Annotated in this window: 23 protein-coding genes; 14 read left to right on the forward strand and 9 right to left on the reverse strand. The window is 67.9% G+C overall.

The annotated features are described in order from the left end of the window. Positions 1 to 7 precede the first annotated feature (7 nt). Entirely contained in the window at positions 8 to 922 is a 915-nt protein-coding gene (locus BUF17_RS10220) for a DMT family transporter (protein ID WP_073628132.1), read from the reverse strand. A 127-nt stretch (positions 923 to 1,049) separates the two neighbouring features. Here BUF17_RS10220 and BUF17_RS10225 point away from each other — a divergent pair, with 127 nt between their 5' ends. Next, positions 1,050 to 1,778: an ArsR/SmtB family transcription factor gene (locus BUF17_RS10225; protein WP_073628134.1), complete on the forward strand. Its 729-nt coding sequence runs from the start codon at positions 1,050 to 1,052 to the stop codon at positions 1,776 to 1,778. A gap of 88 nt (positions 1,779 to 1,866) precedes the next feature. Here the strand turns inward: BUF17_RS10225 and BUF17_RS10230 are convergent, their stop codons facing one another. The 3 genes from BUF17_RS10230 to BUF17_RS10240 form a co-directional block, all read right to left on the reverse strand. Next, positions 1,867 to 2,661: a Bax inhibitor-1/YccA family protein gene (locus BUF17_RS10230; RefSeq protein ID WP_073628136.1), complete on the reverse strand. Its 795-nt coding sequence runs from the start codon at positions 2,659 to 2,661 to the stop codon at positions 1,867 to 1,869. Positions 2,662 to 2,903: 242 nt separating this feature from the next. Beyond that, positions 2,904 to 5,546 (reverse strand): ABC transporter permease, encoded by a 2,643-nt coding sequence (locus tag BUF17_RS10235; protein WP_084564384.1) that lies wholly within the window; start codon positions 5,544 to 5,546, stop codon positions 2,904 to 2,906. Next, positions 5,543 to 6,301 (reverse strand): ABC transporter ATP-binding protein, encoded by a 759-nt coding sequence (locus BUF17_RS10240; protein WP_084564386.1) that lies wholly within the window; start codon positions 6,299 to 6,301, stop codon positions 5,543 to 5,545. The genes BUF17_RS10235 and BUF17_RS10240 overlap by 4 nt, the downstream gene beginning before the upstream one ends. 977 nt (positions 6,302 to 7,278) lie before the next feature. On the opposite strand from BUF17_RS10240, the gene BUF17_RS10245 reads away from it, so the two are divergent. Beyond that, a complete protein-coding gene (locus BUF17_RS10245; protein ID WP_139282485.1) occupies positions 7,279 to 7,920 on the forward strand; it encodes an arylesterase in 642 nt (213 codons plus the stop codon). Between the two features lie 27 nt (positions 7,921 to 7,947). Here BUF17_RS10245 and BUF17_RS22165 read toward each other — a convergent pair whose 3' ends face one another. After that, on the reverse strand, positions 7,948 to 9,414 hold the full coding sequence (locus BUF17_RS22165; RefSeq protein WP_139282486.1) for an ATP-dependent nuclease: 1,467 nt from the start codon (positions 9,412 to 9,414) through the stop codon (positions 7,948 to 7,950). Positions 9,415 to 9,585: 171 nt separating this feature from the next. On the opposite strand from BUF17_RS22165, the gene BUF17_RS10255 reads away from it, so the two are divergent. The 5 genes from BUF17_RS10255 to BUF17_RS10275 all read left to right on the forward strand — a co-directional run bounded on the left by BUF17_RS10255 (position 9,586) and on the right by BUF17_RS10275 (position 14,442). After that, the gene (locus tag BUF17_RS10255) at positions 9,586 to 10,638 is read left to right on the forward strand and encodes an NADP(H)-dependent aldo-keto reductase (RefSeq protein ID WP_073628140.1); all 1,053 of its coding nucleotides are present in this window, start codon (positions 9,586 to 9,588) and stop codon (positions 10,636 to 10,638) included. A gap of 170 nt (positions 10,639 to 10,808) precedes the next feature. After that, positions 10,809 to 12,029: an argininosuccinate synthase gene (locus BUF17_RS10260; RefSeq protein WP_073628142.1), complete on the forward strand. Its 1,221-nt coding sequence runs from the start codon at positions 10,809 to 10,811 to the stop codon at positions 12,027 to 12,029. Between the two features lie 11 nt (positions 12,030 to 12,040). Beyond that, positions 12,041 to 13,246: a succinyl-diaminopimelate desuccinylase gene (gene dapE / locus BUF17_RS10265; protein WP_073628144.1), complete on the forward strand. Its 1,206-nt coding sequence runs from the start codon at positions 12,041 to 12,043 to the stop codon at positions 13,244 to 13,246. A gap of 3 nt (positions 13,247 to 13,249) precedes the next feature. After that, the gene (locus tag BUF17_RS10270; RefSeq protein WP_073628146.1) at positions 13,250 to 13,861 is read left to right on the forward strand and encodes a hypothetical protein; all 612 of its coding nucleotides are present in this window, start codon (positions 13,250 to 13,252) and stop codon (positions 13,859 to 13,861) included. 185 nt (positions 13,862 to 14,046) lie between these two features. Then, positions 14,047 to 14,442: a hypothetical protein gene (locus tag BUF17_RS10275; protein ID WP_073628148.1), complete on the forward strand. Its 396-nt coding sequence runs from the start codon at positions 14,047 to 14,049 to the stop codon at positions 14,440 to 14,442. 123 nt (positions 14,443 to 14,565) lie between these two features. On the opposite strand, the gene leuC is transcribed toward BUF17_RS10275, so the two are convergent. Further along, the gene (gene leuC, locus BUF17_RS10280) at positions 14,566 to 15,972 is read right to left on the reverse strand and encodes a 3-isopropylmalate dehydratase large subunit (protein WP_073628150.1); all 1,407 of its coding nucleotides are present in this window, start codon (positions 15,970 to 15,972) and stop codon (positions 14,566 to 14,568) included. A 300-nt stretch (positions 15,973 to 16,272) separates the two neighbouring features. Between leuC and BUF17_RS10285 the strand changes: the two genes are divergently transcribed. Beyond that, positions 16,273 to 16,839, forward strand: coding sequence for a LemA family protein (locus tag BUF17_RS10285; protein WP_073628152.1), 567 nt, complete (start codon positions 16,273 to 16,275; stop codon positions 16,837 to 16,839). Next, positions 16,836 to 18,842 (forward strand): DUF2207 domain-containing protein, encoded by a 2,007-nt coding sequence (locus BUF17_RS10290; RefSeq protein WP_073628154.1) that lies wholly within the window; start codon positions 16,836 to 16,838, stop codon positions 18,840 to 18,842. The genes BUF17_RS10285 and BUF17_RS10290 overlap by 4 nt, the downstream gene beginning before the upstream one ends. A gap of 7 nt (positions 18,843 to 18,849) precedes the next feature. On the opposite strand, the gene BUF17_RS10295 is transcribed toward BUF17_RS10290, so the two are convergent. Both BUF17_RS10295 and BUF17_RS10300 read right to left on the reverse strand, forming a co-directional pair. Further along, complete coding sequence (locus tag BUF17_RS10295; protein ID WP_073628156.1) at positions 18,850 to 20,142, reverse strand: MFS transporter; 1,293 nt, start codon at positions 20,140 to 20,142, stop codon at positions 18,850 to 18,852. 213 nt (positions 20,143 to 20,355) lie between these two features. After that, positions 20,356 to 20,949: a helix-turn-helix domain-containing protein gene (locus BUF17_RS10300; protein WP_073628158.1), complete on the reverse strand. Its 594-nt coding sequence runs from the start codon at positions 20,947 to 20,949 to the stop codon at positions 20,356 to 20,358. A gap of 300 nt (positions 20,950 to 21,249) precedes the next feature. Between BUF17_RS10300 and pstS the strand changes: the two genes are divergently transcribed. From pstS to phoU, 5 genes are all read left to right on the forward strand, one after another. Continuing rightward, positions 21,250 to 22,308, forward strand: coding sequence for a phosphate ABC transporter substrate-binding protein PstS (gene pstS / locus BUF17_RS10305; protein ID WP_084564390.1), 1,059 nt, complete (start codon positions 21,250 to 21,252; stop codon positions 22,306 to 22,308). Between the two features lie 256 nt (positions 22,309 to 22,564). After that, on the forward strand, positions 22,565 to 23,545 hold the full coding sequence (gene pstC / locus BUF17_RS10310; protein WP_073628160.1) for a phosphate ABC transporter permease subunit PstC: 981 nt from the start codon (positions 22,565 to 22,567) through the stop codon (positions 23,543 to 23,545). A 13-nt stretch (positions 23,546 to 23,558) separates the two neighbouring features. Continuing rightward, positions 23,559 to 24,392, forward strand: a complete 834-nt coding sequence (gene pstA / locus BUF17_RS10315) for a phosphate ABC transporter permease PstA (protein WP_073628162.1) — start codon at positions 23,559 to 23,561, stop codon at positions 24,390 to 24,392. Continuing rightward, positions 24,389 to 25,198, forward strand: coding sequence for a phosphate ABC transporter ATP-binding protein PstB (pstB, locus tag BUF17_RS10320; RefSeq protein WP_084564394.1), 810 nt, complete (start codon positions 24,389 to 24,391; stop codon positions 25,196 to 25,198). The genes pstA and pstB overlap by 4 nt, the downstream gene beginning before the upstream one ends. Positions 25,199 to 25,226: 28 nt before the next feature. After that, positions 25,227 to 25,949, forward strand: coding sequence for a phosphate signaling complex protein PhoU (gene phoU / locus BUF17_RS10325; RefSeq protein WP_073628164.1), 723 nt, complete (start codon positions 25,227 to 25,229; stop codon positions 25,947 to 25,949). A 123-nt stretch (positions 25,950 to 26,072) separates the two neighbouring features. Here the strand turns inward: phoU and BUF17_RS10330 are convergent. After that, the coding region (locus BUF17_RS10330) for a methyl-accepting chemotaxis protein (protein ID WP_244530833.1) at positions 26,073 to 26,720 on the reverse strand (648 nt) is incomplete at its 5' end.

The raw sequence follows: 26,720 nt of genomic DNA on the forward strand, positions 1-26,720 counted from the left end.
ATCTGATTCAGCTTGGGTTTGCCGCCGGCCGCGCCGCCTTGCGGCCCGGCAGGGTCATGGCGGCGACGCCGGCCACGACGCAGCCGAGGCCGATCCACGCGGTCGGCGTCGGCTGTTCGCCGAGAAAGGCGCAGCCGATCGCGACGCCGATGGGCACGCGCAGATAGGCCTGGGCGGTGGTGCCGACCGAGCCGAGCGTCTGCACCAGGCGGAAATAGATCACGAAGGCGAGAGCGGTCGAGAACACCGACAGCGCGGCGAGCGCCAGCAGGGACGACGCGGCGGGGGCGAGCGTCCACGGCCGGTCGACGACGAGGCTGAGCGGAACGAGGATCGCGGCGCCGCAGAGCAGGGAACCCGCCGCCGGCATCATCGGATCGAGCCCCTTGAAGCTCTTGCCGAAGATCGCCGCGCCCGCATAGCAGACCGAGGCGGCGACGATGGCGAGCTGCGATGCCACCTCCTTGCCGAGGCCGGCGAGCGCCTGAAACCCGACGATCAGGCAGATGCCGGCGAGCCCGGCGGCGACGCCGAACATCTTGCGGGTCGTCACCGGTTCGTGCCGCGTGATCGCCGCCGTCATCAGGAAGGCGAACACCGGCGTCGTCGCGTTGAGGATCGCCGCGAGGCCGGCATCGGCGGTCTGTTCCGCCCAGGCGATCAGCGTGAACGGAACGGCGCTGTTGAGGCAGGCCTGGATCAGGAAGCGGACCCATGTCGCCCGGTCGCGCGGCAGGCGCAGGCCGCGTCCTCGGATCACGGCCGCCAGCACCAGGCCGGCGATCAGCGTTCTCGCCGCGATCAGGGTCACCGGCGGAATGGTTTCGACGCCGATCTTGATGAAGGTGTAGGAAGCGCCCCACAGGGTGGACAGCACGAGAAGGAGCGCCAGCTCCCGCGTCCGGTCAGGGTGTTCGGCCATGGTCTCCGGTTCCGATTCGGCGGATAAGCGGGGTCTCTTCTACCGGCTGCGGCCGCCCGGATGTTTCGGTGCGCGCCGAAGCGTCCGCGCTTAGAGCGGCGGCGGCCGTCCTGTATCATCCCGTGCCATGACCGGCATCGCTTCCGCAAACACCGTCGCCGAAGTCGCCCGCCTGATCGGGGACGCCGCGCGCGCCAACATGCTTCTCGCCCTGATGGGCGGGCAGGCGCTGGCGGCGGGCGAACTGGCGTTGCGCGCCGGCATCACGGCGCAGACCGCCAGCGGCCACCTCGCCAAGCTCGTCGACGTCCGCCTCGTCGCGGTCGAGAAGCAGGGGCGCCATCGCTACTACCGGCTCGCCTCGCCGGAGATCGCCGATGTGCTGCACGCGCTGATGTCGGTGGCGGCGGCCGGTCCGGCGCGGCATCGCCCGCCGGGCCCGCGCGACGCGGCGCTGCGGCTCGCGCGCACCTGCTACGACCACATGGCCGGGCGGCTCGCCGTCGCGGTGGCGGATGCGCTGCAGGCGCGCGGCCACGTCGCGCTTTCGGAGGGCGCTGCCCTCGTCACCGACGAAGGCCGTCGGTTCTTCTGCGATTTCGGGCTTGAGATCGAGGGAGCGGGTCCGTCCCGCCGGGCGCTGTGCCGTGCCTGCCTCGACTGGAGCGAGCGCCGCCCGCACATCGCCGGGCGGCTCGGCGCCGCGCTGCTCGACAGGGTGCTGGAACTCGGCTGGGTGGCGCGGGTGCCGGACGGCCGGGCGCTCGCCATCACCCGGGCGGGAGAGCGCGGCTTCGAGGCCGCGTTCGGCCTCTCCCCGGGCTGGCGGGAGCCGCAGGTGCCCCGGTCTTCCTGAGCGCGGCCGGTTTCCCGGAAGGCTCCAGGCCATAAAAAAAGGCGCGGCCCGAAGGCCGCGCCCGATCTTCCGAATTTGTGCGTCCCGATCAGTTGCGGTTGCCGAACAGCTGCAGCAGCATCGTGAACAGGTTGATGAAGTCGAGGTACAGACGAAGCGCACCGAGGATCGCCTTGCGGCCGATCGTGGCGCTGTCGTCGCCCGCGTAATACATCTCCTTGATCTGCTGGGTGTCGTAGGCGGTCAGGCCCGCGAACACCAGCACGCCGATCACGGACACGGCGAACTGCAGCGCCGACGACTGGAGGAACAGGTTCACCAGCGAGGCGATGATGATGCCGATCAGGCCCATGAACAGGAACGAGCCCATGCCCGACAGCGAGCGCGAGGTGGTGTAGCCGTAGAGGCTGAGCGCGCCGAACGATGCGGCCGTGATGAAGAACACCCGGGCGATCGAGGCGTGGGTATAGACTAGGAAGATGGAGCTGAGCGACAGGCCCATCAGCGCGGCGAACACCCAGAACGCGATCTGGGCCGACGGCACGCTCATCGAGCCGATGCGCGGCATCACGAGGAACACCATGGCGAGCGGCGCGAGGATGACCACCCACTTCAGCGGGCTGACGAACAGCGCGTAGCCGATCTGGGTCAGCGCCATGCCGTTACCGACGGTCGCCACAGCGGCGGCGGAGCCCGGATCGGTCACGGACAGCGAGAACGCGCCGATGGCGGCGAGGCCGGTGATGACGAGGCCGATCGCCATGTAGTTGTAGACCTGAAGCATGTACGCGCGCAGGCCCGCATCGAAGACGCCGGCCTGTGCCCGCGCGGAAGCATTGACGCCTCCGAAGCGCGTGGAAGGGTTGCGGTCGAACGTCGACATCGAGAATTTCCTCTCACAGTCTTACAGACTTGAACATTTGCCCCCGGCGCACCACGCGCCAGAAACCTGAAACCGAACATCGGCGGGACCGGACCCTGTCGCGGGCCGAATACCGCCGCACGTCGGCCGCCGCGTCAGTCCCCACGGCGATTTCCCTCTCGAATATGGTCTTTCCGCCCGCGGCGTACAAGCGCGCAGGCGCGGAATCGGCGGCTTTCGCGGGCCGGAAGGCTCACACCCGGTCACAAATCGCGGAGCACCGGGCCCGCCTTGTGGCCGAGCACCCGCCACGTGCCGACGAGGCCGAGACCGACCGTCACGACGAGCGCCACGGCGACGGCGCCGATGGCGGTCGCCGCGTCGAACGCGAACGGAATCCGCATCACGCCGGCGATCACCGCATAGGCCGCCGCCGAGCCGGCGGCGACGGCGAACACCGCCGTCGCGCCGCCGAGAAGCGCGTATTCGAGCGCGAAGGCGGCGATGAGCCGGCGCCGGGTCGCCCCCAGCGTCTTGAGCACGACGGCATCGTGGATGCGGCTCGCGTGGCTTGCCGCGAGAGCACCCGCCAGCACCAGCACGCTCGCCGCGAGCGCGATGGAGGCGGCGGCGCGGATCGCCAGCGCGAGCTGCGACACGAGGTCGTTGATGGTGTCGAGCGCGTCCTTCACCCGCACCGCCGTCACCGTCGGGAAGTCGCGGCCGATGGCGCGCATCAGCGCCGTCTCCGCCTCCGGGGAGCCGCCGCCCGGATAGGCCAGCGTGGCGAGCACGCCATAGGGTGCCCCGGCGAAGGTGTTCGGCGAGAACACCATGACGAAGTTGATGGACAGCGAATCCCATTCCGTCGTGCGCAGGTTGGCAATGGTCGCCGTCACCGGCCGGCCGAGCACGTTGACCGTGACCGGATCGCCGATCTTCAGCCCGAGATCGCGGGCGACGTCGGCGGAAAACGACACCAGCGGCTTGCCGGCATAGTCCGCCGGCCACCATTCGCCCTCGCTCACGCGCCCGTTCGCCGGCGGCGTCGCGGCGAAGGTGATGCCGCGGTCGCCTTTCAGCACCCAGGCCGCGCTGGCGGGGGCGGGATAGTCCGCGGCGGGGATGCCCTTCAGCGACACCAGCCGGCCGCGCAGCATCGGCGTCGCCGCCACGGTCGCGCCCGGCGCCTCGCGGGCGAGGAACGCCCGGAATGGGTCGATCTCGGTGCTGGCGACGTCGAGGAAGAAGAAGCTCGGCGCCACCGCCGGCATCCGTCCCGTGAGTTCCCGGCGCATGTTGCCGTCGATCAGCGCGAGGGTGACGAGCAGCGTCAGCCCGAGCCCGAGGGAGAGCACCACCACCGGCGTCAGCGCGCCGGGCCGGCGGATGTTGCCGAGCGCGAGGCGCAGCGTGACCGAGCGGGCGCGCGGCGCGCGGGCGGCGAGGGCTCTCAGCCCGGCCGCGACCGCCCGCAGCACGACGAAGGCGCCGATGGTGCCGGCGACGAACACCACGGCGATGCGGCGGTCGTCGGCGAGCCCGATGGCGATCGCGGCGAGCGCCGCCGCCACCGCGGCCGTCGCGATCACGTACCGCCGCCGCGGCCGGCGCGCCTCGCCGTCGGCGTCGCGGAACAGCACCGTGGGCGACACGTCGTGGACGCGGCCGAGCGGCCACAGCGAGAACGCGAGCGCTGTGAGCACGCCGTAGAGCGCCGCGAGGCCGAGGGCGCCGGGATAGAGCCCGCCGACCGCATCGACCGGCAGCACGCCGGCGAGCGCGACCCCGGCGAGCGGCGGGATGGCCGCGGCGAGGACGAGGCCGATGGCGATGCCGAGCGCGGCGATCGCCATCACCTCGGCGAGCGCCATGAAGAACACGAACGTGCCGGAGGCGCCGAGCGCGCGCAGCGCCGCGATGCTCGCCCGCTTGCGCTCCACGAACGCCGACACCGCGTTGGCGACCCCGACGCCGCCGACCACGAGCGCGGAAAGCCCGACCACGGTCAGGTATTGCGCGAACCGGGCGATGTTGTCGACGAAGCCCGGCGCGGCGGCGTTGCGGTCGCGCAGCCGCCAGCCGGCATCGGGGAAGGTCGCTTCCAGCCGGTCCTTCGCCGCCTTCACCGCGGCGTCGCCCGCGCCCGGCGGCAGGGTGACGCGCTCGTGCCAGGTGACCAGGCTGCCCGGCACCACGAGCCCCGTCGAATCGAGCGCGCGGGCCGAGATCATCAGCCGCGGGCCGAAATCGAACCCGCCGGCGAGCTTGTCCGGCTCGCGGGCGATCACGCCCTCGAGCACCACTTCGGTGGTGCCGAGGCCGATGCGGTCGCCGATTTTGAGGCCGAGCCGGTCGAGCAGCGCCTTGTCGGCCACCGCGCCCCAGACAGGCGCGCCATCGGTCGCCTGCGGCTTCCGCCCGATCATCGCGTGGAGGTCGCCGCCGCCTTCGATGTCGAGCGATCCGACCAGCGGATAGGCGTCGTCGACCGCCTTCAGCTCGACCAGGATCTGGTCGCCGGTGGCGGGGTTGCGCGCCATGGAACGCAGCGTCGCCACCGTCGAGGTCGGCCCGAGCGCGGCGAGCGCGGCGTGCTCGTCGGGGCTCGCCGCGCGGTGGACCAGCGCCGCGTCGAGGTCGCCGCCGAGGATGGCGCGGCCCTGGTCCGCCACGGAGGCGGTGAGGGCGCCGGCGAGCGAGCCGACCCCGCCGATGGTGGCGACGCCGAGCGCGATGCAGGCGACGAACACGCGGAATCCGGCCAGCGTGCCGCCGGAAAGGCTACCGCGCAGGTCGCGCCGGGCGAAGCCGAGCGCGAGGCGAAGCCGCGCCAGCCGCCCGCCGGTCCCGGCTCCCGCACGCGCGCCGGTCGCGGCCGGGGCGATGGCGCCGGCCCCGCTCACGAGGCCGCCACCCGCGCCGGGGCCTCCGGCTCGATCACGCCGGAGCGCACCCGCACCGTGCGGCCGCAGCGCGCGGCGAGCGCGGCATCGTGGGTGACGAGCACCAGCGTCGTGCCGCGTTCGGCCTGGGCGCGGAACATCAGGTCGACGATGGCGGCCCCCGTCGCGGCATCGAGGTTTCCGGTCGGCTCGTCGGCGATGATCAGCGCGGGTTCCGGCGCCAGCGCGCGGGCGATGGCCACGCGCTGCTGCTCGCCGCCGGACATCTCCTTCGGCAGATGGTTCAGCCGCCCGGAAAGCCCGACGGCGGCAAGCTCCGCCTCCGCGCGGGCGAAGGCGTCGGCCCGCCCGGCGAGTTCCAGCGGCACGGCGACGTTTTCCAGCGCCGTCATGGTCGGGATCAGGTGGAACGACTGGAACACGATGCCGACATGGCGGCCGCGGAACCGGGCGAGCGCGTCCTCGTCGAGCCCGGTCAGGTCCTGCCCCGCCACCCGCACCGTGCCCCGGTCCGGCCGCTCCAGCCCGCCGATCACCATCAGCAGCGTCGACTTGCCGGAGCCGGAGGGGCCGACGATGCCGACGGTCTCGCCGGGGGCGACCGCGAGGTCGACGCCGCGCAGCACGTCGACGGCGGCGGCGCCGCGCCCGAGCGCGAGGTGGACGCCGCCGATCTCCACCGCGAGCGGGGCCGGGGACGCGGCTGCGGAGGAAGCGGCTGCGGGGGTGGCGACGGGGCTTGGGGAGGCCGGCATGCGGGCTCTTTCGCGCGGGGACTCGGAAGCGGGGACTTGGAACTCGGGTCGGCCCCTCGCGGCTCGGGAGAAAGCCGGGAAGGCCGTGCGGGAAGGCGACGTGCAGGCCGGGGCCACCGGCCGGTGCGCGTCCGGGCCGGCACCGCCCCCGAACCGGGAAGGCACGACCCGGACAGGCGCGTCGGTGACGAGGCCGCCGGCGAACAGGCAAGTCCGCGAACAGGCAAGTCTGCGAACAAGAACGTCGGCCTGATATGGGCGTGGGCGCGGGATCGGCCAAGGGCCGCCTCGAACGTGCGGCCCGCAATGCGGCCCACTCGCGATCACAACCTGTCGAGCAACGGCCGGTCGGGGCCGCGCACGGCAATGTGATGCGTGGGCCGCCGGTGCCAAACCTCCCGCCAAGCCCTCTCCGAAACCTCCCGCCAAGCCTGGACCGTGTCTCGAATCATGCCTCGAATCAGGCCCACCGTCAGGCCTCGTTCCAGACCCGCCCCGGAGGCCCTCCGCTCCGGAAACGGCCTCGAAGCCCTGATTGCGCCACGCTCCCCGGCGAAACTTGCGGCTGGAAGCAGGGTTCGGGGCGCCCGCATCGGAACGCCGGCAACGGCGGCCCGCACGCTGGCCCCCCACATGCTGGTCCCCACATCTCGGCTCCACATGCCGGCGCCGGTTGCGGGATGAAGCGGTGATGCCCAGCTTCCGAAGGTCCGGGCACGGAGGCGTTGCGCCGGCGGCGGGTTCGCCGCTCCGGTGCGTTGTCGGTCCGGCGCGTTGTCGGTCCGGATGGCGCTCCGGCGAGAACATATCCCGTTCAGATCGAACCGATCTGAACGACAAGGATATGTTCAAGCCTTTGAATCTGGAGCGATTTCTTGTCGATCTGATGATTCCATCAGATCGGAAAGCGCTCTAGTGTCGCGTGGCAGGGCGCCTTCTCCGGCGGGGCGGGGAAGGCGATTGCGGGATGTGAGAAGATGCAGGTGCTTTCGTCGTTTCTCTCGGCCGTCGCGCTGGTGCTGGCGGGCTCGCTGGTCGCCAATGTCGCCTCGGCCGCGCCCCTCACCATCGTCGCCCTCGGCGACAGCCTCACGGCGGGCTACGGCCTGCCGCCCGGCAAGGGCTTTCCGGCGCAGCTCGAAGCCGCGCTCAGGGCGAAGGGCCACGACGTCACCGTGGTCGATGCCGGCGTCTCCGGCGATACCACGGCGGGCGGCCTCGCGCGGCTCGACTGGTCGGTGCCGGACGATGCCGACGCGGTGATCGTGGAACTCGGCGCCAACGATGCCCTGCGCGCCCAGGATCCCGCCGGCACCCGCCGCAATCTCGACGCCATCCTCACGCGGCTCGGCGAGCGCAAGCTCCCCGTGCTCGTCGCCGGCATGCTGGCTCCGCCCAATCTCGGCCCGGCCTACGCCGCCGCCTTCAACCCCATCTTCGCCGAGGTCGCGAACGCCCACGGCGCGCTCTACTACCCCTTCTTCCTCGAAGGCGTCGCCGCCGACCCCGCCCTCAACCTCCCCGACGGCCTCCACCCGACCGAAGCCGGCGTGGAGAAGATCGTGCAGGGGATTTTGCCGCTGGTGGAGAAGCTTGCAAAGAATATAGATCGAGGGTAATGATGGATTTCATAGTTTTAATACATATCAACTGTTAAATATCTCTCGTATATTTGAAATTAATCCTGACAAAATTTCCTTTGAATTCTGAACGTATATTGAGCAAAGGCCGCGCCTGACAACTATCTCCGATATGAAACCAAGTCTTTCCCCTAGTTTTCTAAAATATAGGTGATGATCTGTTGTATCTATTGACACATGTCGTATGGCCCTAACTATGTCGTCTTGAGATACGGCCGGGCACTGACATCTTTGTTGAACAAGACTTGAAACAAAATCCGCATTTTCTTGTATATAATTATATACAATACTCTCAGGCGCTCCATCCGGTAAGCATAATACGTGGTCATTTTTCTCCTTTAAAGGCGGATTGTCGCCATCTATTATTGCTATTGCCTTATTTTTGATAGTAGGATTTGCGTTATGATGTTTTAGGACATCCACAACAAACGGAAATCCGCCGGCCTTATGTATTTCCACCCTGTCCAAAAGTTCTGGCGCGTATTGACGAATGATTTCACCACAAAGATCCTCGGCAAATTCATCTTCAACAAATATGGCTCGATCTTTCGCGACGACGCCATTTAGGGCCTTTAAACTTTCAATGTTTAATTTTCCTTGGTAGGCGATTCCATCAATGCAACCCCATATTGCCTTCGGTGGAAGTAATTGGAGTGCGTATTCTGAGTGGGTTGTAAATATAACTTGTACTTTCTTTTCTACAGCGGTATAAAGAAGGTACTCCACCATTTTCTTTGTAGCAAGAGGGTGTAGTCCATTCTCAATTTCTTCGATTAGGATGAGGGCGTTTGCACTTGCTTCTTCGATCCTCGTGACCATCTCTATTATTGATGCTTCTCCGGCGCCGAAATGAAATTGCGAATAATCATTTTTATTTTTTATTCCAACCAGAATAGACTTTCCCGTTTCATTATTAAGAGAAATTCTTGAATAACCAGATGCATCTTTCCCAAGAATGCGTCCGACATGGGAAATTACCTCAGGAGAAATTGGTGTTGTCACGATATTTTTCTTTTGAGCTAAGCCAATAAATTGCCTGAATCTGGCCTGCTCGTTGGCTGGAACTGTTCTCTGTATCGGTATAATAATAATGTCTCGTCCCGGTATGTTGTCTCTGCGCCATTTAGCAGATATAAATCTAGCATTTCTATTAAATATTCCAGAGTTATTTACATGTCTATCTATAATATCATATTCTATTCTCCAATTAGACATACTATTATCGCCGATATTCGATTTAGGAAAGAAATCTCCGGGCCTAACTGATTTGTAGGCAATAGCGGCGGCGCCAAGGACTGTTGATTTTCCTCCGCCATTTGTTCCAATGATAGCAGTCACAGGAAAATCAAATGATATTATTTGATTCTCAAAACTTCTTACATTTAACATTTTTAAGCGTCTAAGATAGAATTTATAAGACAGCTTAGAAACGTAAGAATCGAGTTTATCTATATCAGATGCGTGAATATCCACGATTACACCTCCGGCAATAAAATCAATTCGGATGCAGCACAATTGCGGCTGCGTCGCCGGCTAGCTAGTTCCTGCGAGGTCGAAAGCCAGCAGTTAATAGTTGCATGCTGTGCGTGTTGAATCTAGTTAGCGACCCGTGCTTGGTTTTCCCCCTCCCGGAGTCACCCCCCCATGGAATACCGCCCGCTCGGCCGGTCCGGCCTGAAGGTCAGCGCCATCTGTCTCGGCACCATGACCTGGGGTCAGCAGAACACCGAGGCCGAGGCCCATGCGCAGATGGATCGCGCGCTGGAACACGGCGTGAATTTCTTCGATACGGCGGAGCTTTATCCGATCCCGCCCAAGGCGGAGACGCAAGGCAGGACCGAGCTTCACATCGGCTCGTGGTTCAAGGCGCGGGGCACCCGCGACAAGGTCGTGCTCGCCACCAAGGTGGTCGGCCGCACCGATATGACGTGGTTCCGCGACGACGGCTCCGAGGGCCGGCTCGACCGGCGCCAGATCGAGGAGGCGCTCGACAAGAGCCTGAAGCGCCTCGGCACCGATTATATCGACCTCTACCAGCTCCACTGGCCGGACAGGCCGGTCTCCGGCTTCGGCTCCAACCCCGTCGTCTGGAAGAGCCCGGAACCCGTCGCCGACGAGACCCCGATCGCCGAGACGTTGTCCGTGCTCGCCGATGCGGTCAAGGCCGGCAAGATCCGCCATGTCGGGCTGTCCAACGAAAGCCCGTGGGGCGTCATGAAGGCGGTGGCGGCGGCGGAAGCGCTGGGCCTGCCGCGGGTGCAGTCGGTGCAGAACGCCTATTCGCTCGTCAACCGCACCTTCGAAGGCGGGCTCGCGGAGGTGGCGCTGCGCGAGGATGTCGGCCTGCTCGCCTATTCCTCGCTGGCGCAGGGCTATCTCACCGGCAAGTACCGCAACGGTGCCCGCCCCGCCGGCGCCCGCAAGACGCTGTTCGACCGGCTGCAGCGCTACGAGGGACCGGGCGCGGAGGAGGCGATCGGCGGCTATGTCGATCTCGCCGCCGAGTTCGGCCTCGATCCGGCGCAGATGGCGCTCGCCTTCGTGCTCCGCCAGCCGTTCACAACCTCCGTCATCATCGGCGCGACCAGCCTCGACCAGCTCGAAACCGACATCGCCGCCGCCGGCGTGACGCTGCCGCCCGAACTCCTCGCCCGCATCGACAATCTGCACCGGCTGCGCGCCAATCCCTGCCCCTGAGGGCAGGGACGGGGCGGAGAAGAAACCGGCGAGCCCGGGCGGAAAGCCGCTCGGGAAGCGGGGCGAGAACCCGGGCGAGAAGCCCGGAATGGGCCGAGCCGCGGTTGCCGGGCGGAATGGCGCGGTTTATAAGCCGCGCATTCGTCATCTTCGACCGGAAGCGGCCTCCCATGTCCGACATCAAGAAGATCGTGCTCTCCTATTCCGGCGGGCTCGATACGTCGATCATCCTCAAGTGGCTGCAGCAGCAGTACCAGGCCGAGATCATCACCTTCACGGCTGATCTCGGTCAGGGCGAGGAGCTCGAGCCGGCCCGCAAGAAGGCCGAGATGATGGGCGTGAAGCAGATCTATATCGATGATCTGCGCGAGGAATTCGTCCGCGACTTCGTCTTCCCGATGTTCCGCGCCAATGCGGTCTACGAGGGCACCTATCTGCTCGGCACCTCGATCGCCCGGCCGCTGATCGCCAAGCGCCTCGTCGAGATCGCCCATGAGACGGGCGCCGACGCCATCGCCCACGGCGCCACCGGCAAGGGCAACGATCAGGTCCGCTTCGAGCTGGCGGTCGCCGCGCTCGATCCGAAGCTTCAGGTGATCGCGCCCTGGCGCATCTGGGATTTCAAGTCGCGCACCGACCTGATCGAGTTCGCCGAGCAGAACCAGATCCCCGTCGCCAAGGACAAGCGCGGCGAGGCGCCGTTCTCCGTCGACGCGAACCTGCTGCACTCCTCCTCCGAGGGCAAGGTGCTGGAAGATCCGGCGGAAGAGCCGCCGGCCTACGTGTTCCAGCGCACGCTCTCGCCCGAGGAGGCGCCGGATAGCCCGACCATCATCGAGATCGGCTTCCGCAACGGCGACGCGGTCTCCATCGATGGCGTCGAGCTGTCGCCCGCGACCCTGCTCGCCCGCCTCAACGATCTCGGCAAGGCAAACGGCATCGGCCGCCTCGACCTCGTCGAGAACCGCTTCGTGGGCATGAAGTCGCGCGGCATTTACGAGACGCCGGGCGGCACCATCCTGCACGTCGCCCACCGGGCGATCGAATCGATCACGCTCGACCGCGGCGCCGGCCACCTCAAGGACGAGCTGATGCCGCGCTACGCGGAGCTGATCTATAACGGCTTCTGGTTCTCGCCGGAGCGCGAGATGCTCCAGGCGCTGATCGACAAGAGCCAGGAGGCTGTCGAGGGCACGGTGCGGCTGAAGCTCTACAAGGGCAACACCATCGTGATCGGCCGTTCCAGCCCGAACTCGCTCTACTCGACCAAGATGGTGACGTTCGAGGACGATGCCGGCGCCTACGACCAGAAGGACGCCGCCGGCTTCATCAGGCTCAATGCGCTGCGCCTGCGTCTGCTCGCCGCCCGAAGCAAGGGCATCGAGCGGTAACGGGGCGCCGGATGGCTGAGGACGGCGACAAGGCCGCATCGCGGTGGACGGATGGGCGCGCGCCGCTCGATTTCGCCCGCCGCCTGATCGCGTGCCCGAGCGTGACGCCGGACGCGGGCGCGGCGCTCGACGCGGTCGAGGCGGCGCTGGCGCCGGCCGGCTTCGCCGTGCTGCGCCCGGTGTTCGAGGAGGCCGGCACCGCGCCGGTCGAAAATCTCTACGCCCGGTTCGGGCGCGGCGAGCCGCACCTCGCCTTCGCCGGCCATGTCGACGTGGTGCCCCCGGGGGATGAAGCCGCCTGGCGGCACGATCCGTTCGGCGCCGTGGTGCACGACGGCGTGCTCTACGGCCGCGGCGCCGTCGACATGAAAGGCGGGGTCGCCGCCTTCCTCGCCGCCGCGCTCGATTTCCTCGCCGCCCGCGGCGACGGCTTCAGGGGTTCGATCTCGTTCCTCATCACCGGCGACGAGGAAGGCCCCTCGATCAACGGCACCGTGAAGCTGATGCAGTGGTGCGCGGCGCGGGGCGAGCATTTCGATGCCGCCCTCGTGGGCGAGCCGACCTGCACCGCCGCGCTCGGCGACACCATCAAGATCGGCCGGCGCGGCTCGATGTCCGGCACGGTGATCGTGCGCGGCACCCAGGGCCACGTCGCCTATCCCGAGCGTGCCCGCAATCCGGTGCCGGCGCTGCTCGCGCTCGCGCCCGCGCTGATCGATCCGCCGCTCGATGCCGGCAACACCCATTTCGCCCCTTCGAACCTCGAGATCGTCTCGGTCGATGTCGGCAACCCGTCGTGGAACGTCATCCCGGCGGAGGCGCGGCTGCGCTTCAACGTGCGCTACAACGACCTGTGGACCCGCCCGGCGCTGAAGGCGGAGATCGAGCGGCGCCTTGCCGGGGCCGCCGCCGCGCGTGGCGAGCCCGCGCCCGAAATCGTGTTCGAGCGCGGCTCCGGCGACGTGTTCCTGACCGCGCCCGGGCCGCTCGTCAGCGCGCTCGGCGCGGCGATCGAGGCGGTCACGGGGCTCTCCCCGGCGCTGTCGACCGGCGGCGGCACCTCGGACGCCCGCTTCATCAAGGATTATTGCCCGGTGGTCGAGTTCGGCCCGGTCGGCACCTCCATGCACAAGGTGGACGAGTGCGTGCCGGTGGCAGAGCTCGATGCGCTCGCCGCGATCTACCGCGCCTTCCTCGACCGCTTCTTTCCGGCCTGAGCGATGGCGGAACCCGGCGCCGTCGCCATCATCCTCCATGCCAAGCGCGCGCTCGAAGGCGCGATCGATCTCCTGTTCGCGCGGCCGAAGGCGCTCGCCGGGTTCGAGTTCACCATCGCCGGGTTCTGGCTGTCGTTCGCCGCCATCGTGCTGCTCGTGCCGCCGTTCGTGATCTCGACCCTGTCGGAGGCCCGCCTCGGCATCGGGCTCGGGCTGTGGCCGGAGGATGCGTTCCCCTGGGGCGCGCTGTTCGCCGCCCGGGCGGTGGAACTCGTGGTCGACTGGGTGTTCTTCCCCGTCGTCATGGCGATCCTCGCCCGCCCGCTCGGCATCGCCGCGCGCTATGTGCCCTACATGATCGTCCGCAACTGGGCGAACGTGGTGGCGGCGGCGATCTATGCCGTGCCGGAGGTGCTGTTCTCGTTCGGGGTGATCGGCGGCGACGTCTGGCTCGCCGCGACCCTCGTCGCCTTCCTGATCGTGGTCTATTACCGCTTCCAGGTCGCCCGCGCCGCACTCGGCGCGCCCATCGGCCTCGCCGCCGGTCTGGTCGCGTTCGAGATGCTGTCGAGCGTGGTGGTGACCGAACTGCTCGACCGCGTCATCGGTCCCTGAGCCGCGCAACGCCGCGCGCGAGGTGCGCAGAGACCGCGCTTGAAGCGCGCAGGAACCGCGCGAAATCCGCGTTTACCGCGATGAACGCCCGCTGAACGGCCGGCTCAGGCTGCGTTCAGGCCGCCGGAGCGATCCTGACCTCATCAGCGGCGACCCAGGTCGCCACGAGCCGAGGAGTTCAGGTCATGGTCCAGGTTTCTTCATCTGCTTCCGCAAACCGTCCGCACACCGGTGGCGTGGCCGCGCGGCTGAAGGTGCTTCTCGCCGCGCTGGTTCTCGGCGGCGGGCTTGCTGCCGGCCTCGCCCCGGCCGAAGCCGGCCCGTCCGTTCCCGTCGCGACGCCGGTGCAGTGGTCGCCGAACGGCGGCTGGGGCCCGGGCTATCCGCCGCCGCAGGCCCAGCCGAATCGCGGGCCCGGCTGGAACAACGGCTGGAACAACGGCAGGCACGAGGGCTGGGGCCGCGGTCCCCGCCGCGGCGAGGTCTGCCGCACCCGCTACGAACGCGTCGTGGTCCGCCGTCCCTATCGCCCGCCGGTGGTGCGCTATCAGCCGGTCCGGTTCTGCCGCCCGGCCTGGTGAGCCTGTCGCAGGGCGACCGCCAGGTTGCGCCATCCCTGCAAACGAGAACGGCCCGGCATCGCGTGATGCCGGGCCGTTCCCATTTCCAGGCCGTCGACCGAAGACCGGCCGGCGTTTCCCGCGTTACTTCCAGTCGCGGATGTCGACGAAGTGGCCGGCGATCGCCGCCGCTGCCGCCATCGCCGGCGAGACGAGGTGGGTACGGCCGCGGAAGCCCTGCCGCCCCTCGAAATTGCGGTTCGAGGTGGAGGCGCAGCGGTCGCCGGGCGAAAGCCGATCCGCGTTCATCGCCAGACACATGGAGCATCCGGGCTCGCGCCACTCGAAGCCGGCCTCGATGAAGATCTTGTCGAGACCCTCGGCTTCCGCCTGCGCCTTGACGAGGCCGGAGCCGGGCACGACGATCGCGTTCACGGCCGGGTTGACGTGCTTGCCGGCGACCATTGCGGCCGCCGCGCGCAGATCCTCGATGCGGCCGTTGGTGCAGGAGCCGATGAAGGCGCGGTTGATGGCGATGTCCGTCATCCGCGTGCCCGGCTGCAGGCCCATATACTCGAGCGCGCGCTTCTTGGCCGCGCGGCGGTTCTCGTCGGCGATCTCGTCGGGATTCGGCACCACCCCCTCGACCGAAACCACGTCCTCGGGGCTCGTGCCCCAGGTCACGATCGGCGGCAGCGCCGCGGCGTCGAGATGGATCTCGGCGTCGAACACGGCTCCATCGTCGGTGACGAGCGTCTTCCAGTATTCCACCGCGCGGTCCCACGCCTCGCCGGTCGGGGCCTTGGGCTTGCCCTTGATGTAGGCGAAGGTGGTCTCGTCCGGCGCGATCAGGCCGGCGCGGGCGCCGCCTTCGATCGACATGTTGCAGACCGTCATGCGGCCTTCCATCGACAGCGAACGGATCGCCTCGCCGGCATATTCGATGACGTAGCCGGTGCCGCCGGCGGTGCCGATCTTGCCGATGATGGCGAGCACGATGTCCTTGGCGCCGACGCCGTCCGGCAGCTTGCCGTCGACGGTCACGCGCATGTTCTTGGCCTTCTTCTGGATCAGCGTCTGCGTCGCCAGAACGTGCTCGACCTCGGACGTGCCGATGCCATGGGCCAGCGCGCCGAACGCGCCATGGGTGGAGGTGTGGCTGTCGCCGCAGACGATCGTCATGCCGGGCAGGGTGAAGCCCTGCTCGGGGCCGACGATGTGCACCACACCCTGGCGGCGGTCGAACGGATCGTAATATTCGATGCCGAACTCGGCCGCGTTGCGCCCCAGCGTGGCGATCTGCAGGGCCGCCTCGGGATCGTCGATGCCCTTGGTGCGGTCGGTGGTCGGCACGTTGTGGTCGACGACGGCCAGCGTGCGGCCGGGGGCGCGCACCTTGCGGCCGGTCATCCGCAGGCCTTCGAACGCCTGCGGGCTCGTCACTTCGTGCACGAGGTGACGGTCGATATAAAGAAGCGCGGTGCCGTCCTGCTGAATGTCGACGACGTGATCGTCCCAGATCTTGTCGTACAGGGTACGGGCCTTGGCCATTGCGCGCCTCCTTACATTGGCAACGGGCGGAACGAGACTGTTCCGCCGGTCGCGGTCGATCCGTCCATATAGGAAAGACAACCCGCCGCTTGAAGAAGCAGCGCGGGCTTCCGGCGTGGTCTTTAGCGCTTCCAGAGTTCGGAGAAAAGGCCCGGAATTCCGGCGGCCGTCGCAAGGGGCGGCAAAGCGTCCGGCGAATGTGCCTCGGCGCCGCGAAAAGGGACTGCCGCGGCGGCGGCCGGCATCGTATCGTCGCGTCGTTGCGGCGCGAAGGGACGCCGCGCGAACGCGAGGCGGGCGATGGAACTCTGGGTACTGGTGGCGGCGGTGGTGATCGTCGCGCTCTACGGCGTGAGCGTCTACAACCGGCTGGTCGGGCAGAAGGCGCGCGTCGAGGAGGCGTGGTCCGACATCCAGGTGCAGATGAAGCGCCGCTACGATCTGGTTCCGAACCTCGTGGAGACGGTGAAAGGCTACGCGGGTCACGAGCGCGGCACGCTTGAGGCCGTTGTCGCCGCGCGCAATGCCGCAGCCTCCGCGAACGGCGGCCCGGAGGCGCAGGCGGCGGCGGAGCGCACTTTCCTCGGTGCCCTCGGCAAGGTGATCGCGCTCGCCGAGGCCTATCCCGACCTGAAGGCGAACCAGAACTTCCTGGCGCTCCAGCAGAGCCTCGAGGAGATCGAGGCCCATATCAACGGCGCGCGGCGGTTCTACAACGGTTCGGTGCGCGACCTGAACGTGAGCATCCGCACCTTCCCGCCCATGCTGATCGCCCGCGCGTTCGGTTTCCAGGAGGCCCAGTTCTTCGAACTCGACGACAGCGAACGCGAGGCGGCCTCGCAGCCGGTCAAGGTGTCGTTTTCGTGAGAGGCGAGGGAGATCGCCGGCCGGCGGCGCGAGGGCGCACGCAGGGGTCGGCGGGCCGTCCGGCGCGCGTCGTCGCCGCGCTGCTCGCGGTCCTCGCGATCCTGCTCGCAGCACCCGCCGCGGCACAGGTCGCCGATCCGGGCGGGCCCGAGCGCATCCTCAGCTACATCTCGGCGATCGCCGTCGAGTCGAACGGCGACATCGAGGTCGAGGAGACGCTGACGGTGGTCGCCCGCGGCGATCAGATCCGGCACGGCATCTACAAGGATTTCAACCTCGTGCACGCCAGCGGCTATGGCCGCTCGCGGACGAGCCTCGATATCCTCTCGGTCATGCTCGACGGCGAGCCGGTGGACTATCACACCGGGTCGATCACGGACGGGCGGCGGCTCTATATCGGCGATGCCGACAGCTTCGTATCTGACGGCACCCACATCTATCAGGTGACCTACAGGCTCGGAAACGAGATCGCCTTCTATCCGGACTATGACGAGATCTATCTGAACGTCACCGGAAATGGCTGGACCCTGCCCATCGAGATGGCACGCGCCACGGTATCGCCGCCTCCGGGCGCGCCGGTGAAGTCGGTCGATGCCTATACCGGCGCCTACGGCGACAAGGGCGGCGCGGTGCGCACCACCCGCAATGCCGAGGGCGATCCGGTGTTCACCACGACCGCGCCGCTGCAGCCCGGCGAGGGACTGACGGTGGCGGTCGCCTGGCCGAAGGGCTTTGTGCCTGAGCCGACCGGCCTTGAACAGGCGATGGATGCGATGATGCCGGCGCTGGTCGCCGGTGCCGGATTCGTGGTCGCCCTGCTCTATTATCTGTGGGCCTGGCGCCGGGTCGGCCGCGATCCGGTTCCGGGGCCGGTGATCCCGGTCTACCGGCCGGAACTGCCGCCCTACGCCATGCGGTTCATCGAGCGCGTGGGCTACGATCCCGTCTGTCTCGCGGCCGCCGTGATCGACCTCGCCGTGAAGGGCTACATCCGGATCGACGAGCGCGACCGCAAGGATGCCTCCCTCACCCGGCAGGCCACCGGCCGGCGGCCGCCGAGCGCCGGTGAGGAGGTGGTCCTCAAGCACCTCTTTCCGGGACCGGAGGAGGGCGCGTTCACCGATTTCGGCGAGCATAGCGTCCGTGTTGCCGAGACCAGCCGGAAGTTCGCTTCCTTCCTGAAGGGGCGGTTCCTGCGCGACTACATCGCCCAGAACCGCGGCTGGTTCGCCGTCGGCGCCATCATCACGCTCGCGAGCTGGATCGGGGCCGGGTTCACGGTGAGCGATCCGGGAACGGTCGCCGGCGAGGCTGTCGGGGCCGCGCTCGCGACCATTCTCGTGCTCGGCATCGGCACGAGCGCGGTTTCGCAATGGCGCGACATGCTGCGGGGACGGTGGATCGCGCTGCCGGGCGTGCTGGTCTGGACGGTGTTCGTCATCTTCGGAACCGTGGGCTGGTTGGTCACGGCGCTGTCGCTGATGGTCGATCTCGGCCTTGCCGCCGCCCTGGTGCTGATCGCCGGCACCGGGCTCAACGTGCTGTTCTTCCACCTTCTGAAGCGGCCCACCGCCGCCGGCCGCAAAGCGCTCGACGAGATCGCCGGCACGCGGCTCTATCTGACGGTCGCTGAAGCGGACCGGCTGAAGTTCCACAATCCGCCCGACCGCACGCCGGCGCATTTCGAGGAGATGCTGCCCTACGCGATCGCGCTCGGGGTCGAGACCGCCTGGACCGACCAGTTCAAGGCGGCGCTCGCCGCCTCCGCGGCCGCCGGCATCGCCGCCACCCTGCCCCAGCCGGACTGGTATTCCGGCTCGCACTGGAACGAAGGCGGCTGGAGCAATCTCGGCGGAGGGCTGACGAACTCCGTCACGTCTTCCGTGCAGAAGGGGATGCAGGCGATCGCGGCAGCGAAGGCGAAATCGACGGGCGTCGGTGCTTCGTTCGGCGGCGGCTTCTCCGGCGGGGGCGGTGGCTCCTCCGGCGGGGGAGGCTGGTGACCGGCGGTCAGCGCCGCCGCGATTCCGCAATGGCGATGGCGGCGCTGGCGAAGGCGCTGAGCGCGATGCCGAGCACGGCCGCGACCGGCCAGCCGGCGGCGCTGACGCAGGCTGCGATCAGTGGGGGGCCGATCATGGACCCGGAGGCGCCGAACTGGGCGACGAGGCCGTTGCCCATGGCGACGGCACGCGGCGTCCGGGCGAAGGTGGCGACGCGCGCGAACAGCACCGCCGCCACCATGCCGCCGACGGCGTTGATCGCGACGATGGCCGCCGAGGCGACGACCCAGTCCACCGCCATCACGAAGGGAACCGGCATGATCAGCACGGGAATTCCGAGACCCGCGAGGGCGACGGTGCGTGGCCGCACGCCAAGAGCGGCGGCGCGCGCGGCGGCGATGCTGCCGAGGATGTTCGCGAGCGAGGCGAGGCCGGCGATCAGGCCGGCGGCAGTCGGCGCGAGCCCGAAGCGATCGACCAGGAAGGTCGGCGTGAGCGCGAGGATGCCGACGCTCGTCATTGCATAGAGCCCGAAACCGAGGGCGACCAGCCACATGCGTGCGTCGGGCCGATCACGCCCGCCCGGCGCAGCGGTCAGAGCGCTTCCCGATCGGACGGAATCCTCCAAGCGACCAGAAATCGCTTTAGATTCAAAATCTTGAGCAAGTCCCTGTCGCTCAGGCCGGTTCGATCTGAACGGGTTACGCTCTAGCCCGCCTGCCGGAGCAGCGCCCGCAGCGGCCCGCGGCAGCCGTAACCAGGCCGCGGCCGCCAACAGCGCGGCGGCGATGCCGCCCATCGCCGGCACGGCGCGCCAGCTCAAAAGCTCCGCGACCGGCGCGGCGATCGCGGTGCCGATTGCAAGACCGACCGGCACGAAGGTGCTCCAGAGCGCCATCGCCGCGTCGCGGCCCTGCCGGCCGGCGAGATGGACGATCAGGGTCGGCGCCGCGACGGTGATCGCGAGATAGCCGAGGCTTTCCGCCGCCCGCCAGACGACCAGGACGGCCGCGCTCGGAGCCACGGCCTCGCCGATGCCCGCGACCGCCAGCACCGTTGCACCGACGACGAGGCTGATGCGGGCGCCGACCCGGCCGACCGCCATCCCGGCGACGAAGCCGAACAGCGCGCCGGAGACTTCGATCAGGGATGTCAGTCCCGCCGCGACCGTGAGCGAAAGTCCGAGATCGCGCTGCAGCAGGGGAATGAGCCCGGCGAAGCGGCCGAGCGTCGCCGCTGCCAGCACGCCGATGGCATAGACGAAGACGATACGGCCCCATGGTACAGCATCCGCGGCCATAGCAACTGCGGCGACGCCGCCTGTCCGGGCGTCCTTGAACGCAGGCGTCTGGCCTGCCGCGCCCGCGCGGTGGCTTCCTGTGCTTTCCCGCCCGTTCAAGTCTGGACGAGCGGCGGCGTCGCCTTCGTCCCGTTCGTGCCGGCCGTCCATCGCCTCAACCCGCGCTGCGCTGATGGCGCGAGGCTTACAGCGTCTGGCCGGGTGCGCCCACGACTAAAATATGCAGGCCTCACGGGCGCTGTCCCCGTCGTGGGCGTCCGCACCCGGACGGGGATCGGCCGGGCTGACGAGGCGGGCGAGGCTGCCGTCTTCGAGCCGGATACGCTCCCAGGCCATCCAGCCCGGCAGGATGCGCAACTCGGGATCGCGGTTGGCGCCGGTATGGAACACCACGCGCGGCGCGGCGAGGTCGTACCAGCCGAGATCCGGCAGGCGCGCCTCCCAGGCGCGGATCTCGTCGGATGCGAAGCGGAACAGCCGCTCGCCGATGAAATCCTCGGCCGGAGCCAGCCATTCGGCCGTGCGGGCGGGGGAGGCGGCGAGCAGGCGATGGGTCAGGTCGCAGACGAGATGCACCGGGTCCGGCGAACGCGTCACGAGGCGCTTGAGGGCGGCGTCGCTGCCCGGCGCGGTCGGTGCGGCGAGCATCCGTTCCAGCGCTTCGGCCTGCGCGCCTTCCGGTCCGCCGATCCCCCGCTCCCAGCGCGACACCGTCGCCTGGGTCACGCCGAGGACCTCGGCGAGGTGGGATTGCTTCATGCCGCGCAGCGCCCGCATGCGGCGCAGCGCCAGACCGGGATGTGTCATGAATGGACCGTCATGAACCGGGGCCGTCACAATCGCGTGCACCGGCGCAACGCCCCCGCGGGATCGAGCGCCGCACTATAGCGCAGAAATCCGCCCGCGTCCGGTATGGGCATCGCGTGGCGACCGACTTGGCAATCGACTTGGCAACCGGCGTGGCGATCGGGGCCGAGGTTCATTGCACTGTCATGGAACGGGCCTAAAGGCGGGTTCGAGAAGCTGCGTATGCCAACGTTCCATGTCTCCGGCCGCGCGGACTGTCCTCCCCGGATCCGTCAGGATCGCAATCGACATGAGGTTGAGATGACCTTCTTCACCAGAACCCGCCTCGGCGGCATGATCGCCGGCACCGTGATGGCCGCTGCCCTTGCGGTCTACGGCGTCGCCGACGCGGCCGACATTTCTGGCGCCGGCGCGACCTTCCCCTATCCGATCTATGCCAAGTGGGCCGAAGCCTACAAGAACGCCACCGGCAACGGCCTGAACTATCAGTCGATCGGCTCCGGCGGCGGCATCAAGCAGATCAAGGCCGGCACCGTGACGTTCGGTGCCTCCGACATGCCGCTGAAGCCGGAAGACCTGCAGGAAGCCGGCCTCGTCCAGTTCCCGACCGTGATCGGCGGCGTGGTTCCGATCGTCAACCTGCCGGGTATCAAGCCGGGCGAGCTCGTGCTCGACGGCAAGACCCTGGCCGACATCTTCCAGGGCAACATCTCCGCGTGGAACGACCCGGCGATCGCCAAGCTGAACCCGAACGTCACGCTGCCCTCGACCGCCATCGCGATCGTGCACCGTTCGGACGGATCGGGCACCACGTTCGTGTTCTCGAGCTACCTCTCCCAGGTCAGCGACTCGTGGAAGAGCGGCGTCGGCGCCAATACCTCGCTGCAGTGGCCGGTGGGCATCGGCGCCAAGGGTAACGAAGGCGTCGCCGCCAACGTGACCCAGACCGCCGGTTCGATCGGCTATGTCGAGTACGCCTACGCCAAGCAGAACAACATCACCTACGCCAGCCTGATCAACGCCGCCGGCAAGACCGTCGAGCCGACCGCCAAGGCGTTCCAGGATGCGGCTGCCAACGTCGACTGGAATTCGGTGAAGGACTTCTACGTCATCCTCACCAACGAGCCGGGCGACACCACTTGGCCGATCTCCGCCGCCACCTTCATCCTCGTCCACAAGAACCCGAAGGACCCGGCGGCCGTCGCCGAAGCCCTGAAGTTCTTCTCGTGGGCCTACAAGGACGGCGACACGATGGCTGCCGACCTCGCCTATGTGCCGCTGCCGGACAGCCTGGTCTCGCTGGTCGAGGCCTCCTGGTCGCAGATCCAGGCCGACGGCAAGCCGGTCTACACGAAGTAAGACCGGGAGGGCCCGGGATGCGGCTTCCGGCCATGGACCTTCCGGTCTCGTTGGCCGGGCACCGCGAAGTGCCTGACACGCCGCCACTCGTCCCGGTTGCTCCCTGACGCTTCCGCCGCCGGACCTTTCGTCCGGCGGCGGTTTCGGTGTCCGGAGCAGTGCGCCGGCCCAAAGGCGACGTGACTTCTCCACCTCGGCCGGCTCCCGTTCGGCGGCCCGCCGGTGCACAGTCGAGCGAGATGAAATTGAGCGCGACATGGCTGAAATGACTGTCCTCAATCACGCGGGTTCCGGCCCGACCACAGGTACGCTCAAGCGGTTTGCGACGACGGACGCCACCTTCCGCGCGCTGACGCTGGCTGCGGCGGTTCTCGTGCTCGCGGTGATGGGCGGCGTGCTCGTCGCGCTCGTGCTCGGCTCCTGGCCGGCGTGGAAGGCCTTCGGTGCCTCCTTCGTCACGACGGAGGTCTGGAACCCGGTTTCGGAGCAGTTCGGTGCGCTCGGCCCGATCTACGGCACGCTCGTCACCTCCGCCATCGCGATGCTCATCGCGGTTCCGGTGGGCATCGGCATCGCCATCTTCCTCACCGAGATCTGCCCGCGGCCGCTGCGCCGGCCGATCGCGATCGCCATCGAGCTTCTCGCCGGCATCCCCTCGATCATCTACGGCATCTGGGGTCTGTTCGTGTTCGCGCCGTTCATGCAGCACTGGGTCCAGCCGGCGCTGATCGCGACGTTCGCCGACGTGCCGCTGCTGCGCGACCTGTTCGCCGGCCCGCCCTACGGCATCGGTGTCTTCACCGCCTCGCTGATCCTGGCGATCATGGTGCTGCCCTTCATCTCCTCGATCACCCGCGACGTGTTCGAGACCGTGCCGCCGATGCTCAAGGAATCGGCCTACGGCCTCGGCTGCACGACCTGGGAAGTGATCATGAAGGTGGTGCTGCCCTTCACCCGCGTCGGCGTGATCGGCGGCGTGATGCTGGCGCTCGGCCGTGCCCTCGGCGAGACCATGGCCGTGACCTTCGTCATCGGCAACGCCCACCGCATCTCGGCCTCGATCCTGGCGCCGGGCACGACCATCTCGGCGACCATCGCCAACGAATTCACCGAAGCGGACGGCGAACTCTACACCGCCTCGCTGCTCGCCCTCGGTCTCATCCTGTTCGTGATCACGCTGATCGTCCTCGCCGCGGCCCGCTACATGCTGCTGCGGATCGAGAAGCGGCTCGGCTGAGGAGGGCGCCCCCATGTATGCCCGCAGAAAGCTCCGCAACGCGATCTTCATGAGTCTCTCGGCTGCCGCGGCCGGCATCGGCCTCGTCTGGCTGGTGATGATCCTCGCCGGTCTCCTGATCGAAGGCTTCAGCGGCCTCGGCCTTTCGGTGTTCACCGAGATGACGCCGCCGCCCGGCAGCGAAGGCGGCCTGCTCAATGCCATCGTCGGCAGCCTGGTGATGTCGGTGATCGCCGTCATCGTCGGGACGCCGATCGGCATTCTGGCCGGCACCTATCTCGCCGAATACGGCCGGCACTCGCGGCTGGCGACGGTGGTGCGCTTCATCAACGACATCCTGCTGTCGGCGCCCTCCATCGTGATCGGCCTGTTCATCTACGAGATCATGGTCGCGCCGATGGGCCACTTCTCCGCGATCGCCGGTTCCATGGCGCTCGCGGTGATCGTGGTCCCGGTCGTGGTGCGCACCACCGAGAACATGCTCATCCTGGTGCCGAACCAGCTGCGCGAGGCGGCCTCCGCGCTCGGCGCGCCGCAGTGGTTCGTCATCTCCAAGGTGGCCTACAAGGCGGCGAAGGCCGGCATCGTCACCGGCGTCCTGCTCGCCGTCGCGCGCATCTCCGGCGAAACGGCGCCGCTGCTGTTCACCGCCCTCGGCAACCAGTTCTGGTCGACCGACCTGAACGCGCCGATGGCCAGCCTGCCGCAAGTCATCTTCCAGTTCGCTCTCAGTCCCTATGAGGACTGGCAGCGCCTCGCTTGGACCGGTGCCCTCATCATCACCTTCGCAGTGCTCGCGCTCAGCATTCTGGCCCGTTCGCTGACCAATTCCAGGACCGACCGATGAACGATCGACCGACCAACATCGCCGCGATCGACGCCACTACCGCTGCGGGGCAGCGCGAAAAGGTCTCGATCCGCAACCTGTCGTTCTTCTACGGCGAGACCAAGGCCCTGAAGAGCATCAACCTGCCGCTCTACGACCGCACGGTCACGGCCTTCATCGGCCCGTCGGGCTGCGGCAAGTCCACGCTGCTGCGCATCCTGAACCGCATCTACGAACTCTACCCGAAGCAGCACGCCGAGGGCGAGGTGCTGCTGGACGGGGAGAACGTGCTCGACCCACGCCAGGACCTGAACCTCCTGCGCGCCAAGATCGGCATGGTGTTCCAGAAGCCGACGCCGTTCCCGATGACGATCTGGGACAACATCGCGTTCGGCATCCGTCTCTACGAGCGCCTGCCCCAGTCGGAGCTCGAAGGCCGCATCGAATATGCGCTGCGCAAGGCGGCGCTGTGGGACGAGGTGAAGGACAAGCTGCACAAGAGCGGCATGGGCCTTTCCGGCGGCCAGCAGCAGCGCCTCTGCATTGCCCGCTCGGTCGCGGTGAAGCCCGAGGTGATCCTGTTCGACGAGCCGTGCTCGGCGCTCGACCCGATCTCCACCGGCAAGATCGAGGAACTGATCGACGAACTGAAGGTCGACTACACCATCGCGATCGTGACGCACAACATGCAGCAGGCCGCGCGCGTCTCGAAATACACCGCCTTCATGTATCTCGGTGAACTGATCGAGTTCAATCTGACCGACAAGATCTTCACGGCGCCGACGCACAAGAAGACCGAGGAATACATCACCGGCCGCTTCGGCTGACGCCCGCGACCTGAAGGGACTGACCCCGATGCCCAGCACTCATGTCGTAAAGGCGTTCGACGACGAGCTCCAGACGGTGATCAGCAAGATCATCCAGATGGGCGGTCGCGTCGAATGGCTGTTCTCCGCCTCCGTCGACGCCCTGCTCTCCGGGGCGACCGACCGCGCCGCGTCGCTGATCGCCGAGGATGCCGATATCGACCGCCTGGAGGCGGCGATCGAGGACGAGGCGATCCTGGTGATCGCCCGCCGCCAGCCGGTCGCGACCGACCTCCGCGACCTGTTCTCCGCGGTGAAGATCGCGAGCGAACTGGAGCGCATCGGCGACCTCGGCAAGACGATCGCCAAGCGCGCCGTGCTGCTCGGCGACGACCGCGTGGTGCGTTCGGCCCGGGCGGCCATCAGCGACATGGCGAACTTCGCCCGCAATCAGCTGAAGACGGTGCTCGACGCCTATGTCGAGAACGATGCGGCGAAGGCGACGTCCGTCCGCAACGCCGACGCCGCGCTCGACACCCACTACACCGCCTGCTTCCGTCAGATCCTCACCTACATGATGGAAGACCCGCGCAATATCTCGAGCTGCGTGCACCTGCTGCACGTTGCCAAGAGCGTGGAACGCATCGGCGACCACACCACCAACATCGCCGAATACGTGCTCTATCGCGTCACCGGCGAGATCCCGCGCGACGACCGGCCGAAAGGCGAGGCGATCGAGAGCGTGCTCGCCGCCGAGGCGCATCGGGCCTGAGCCTGCACAGCCGCGGCCGGTCTCCGGGACCGCGCACCGGCACTGCGTGCCAAGGCACGATCGAAAGGCCCCGCGATGGCGACATCGCGGGGCCTTTTCGTTTCAGGTCCTCGTCGCCCCCGCTCATGCGGCTCTGATTGTGGAGAGGAAGGTCGCGACCTCGTGGGAGAGGCGCTCGGACTGTTTGGAGAGTTCGCCCGCGGAGGCGAGGACTTCGGCGGCGGCGGCACCGGATTCGTCGGCGGCGGTGGCGACGCCCTCGATGTTGTGGGTGACCTGTCGGGTGCCGAGGGCGGCCTGCTGGACGTTGCCGGCGATCTCGGCGGTGGTGGCCATCTGCTGCTCGACGGCGGCGGCGATCAGCGTGGTGACGCCGTTGATGTCGTCGATGCGGCGGTTGATGGCGGCCATGGCGTCGACGGATTCGCCGGTGGAGGCCTGGATGCGGGCGATCTGGCCGGCGATCTGCTGGGTGGCCTTTCCGGTCTGCTCGGCGAGGCTCTTGACCTCGGCGGCGACCACGGCGAACCCCTTGCCGGCATCGCCGGCCCGCGCCGCCTCGATGGTGGCGTTGAGGGCGAGCAGGTTGGTCTGCTGGGCGATGGCGCTGATGAGATCGACGACGGCGCCGATGTCGCCGGCGGCGGCGGAGAGGGTCTGCATCTTGGCGGCGGTGTCGCCGGCATGGTCGGCGGCCTCGCGGGCCATGCGGGCGGATTCCTCGACCTGGCGGCCGATCTCGGCGACGGAGCTCGCGAGTTCCTCGGCGGC

The organism is Pseudoxanthobacter soli DSM 19599 (assembly GCF_900148505.1).
Taxonomy (GTDB): Bacteria; Pseudomonadota; Alphaproteobacteria; order Rhizobiales; family Segnochrobactraceae; genus Pseudoxanthobacter; species Pseudoxanthobacter soli.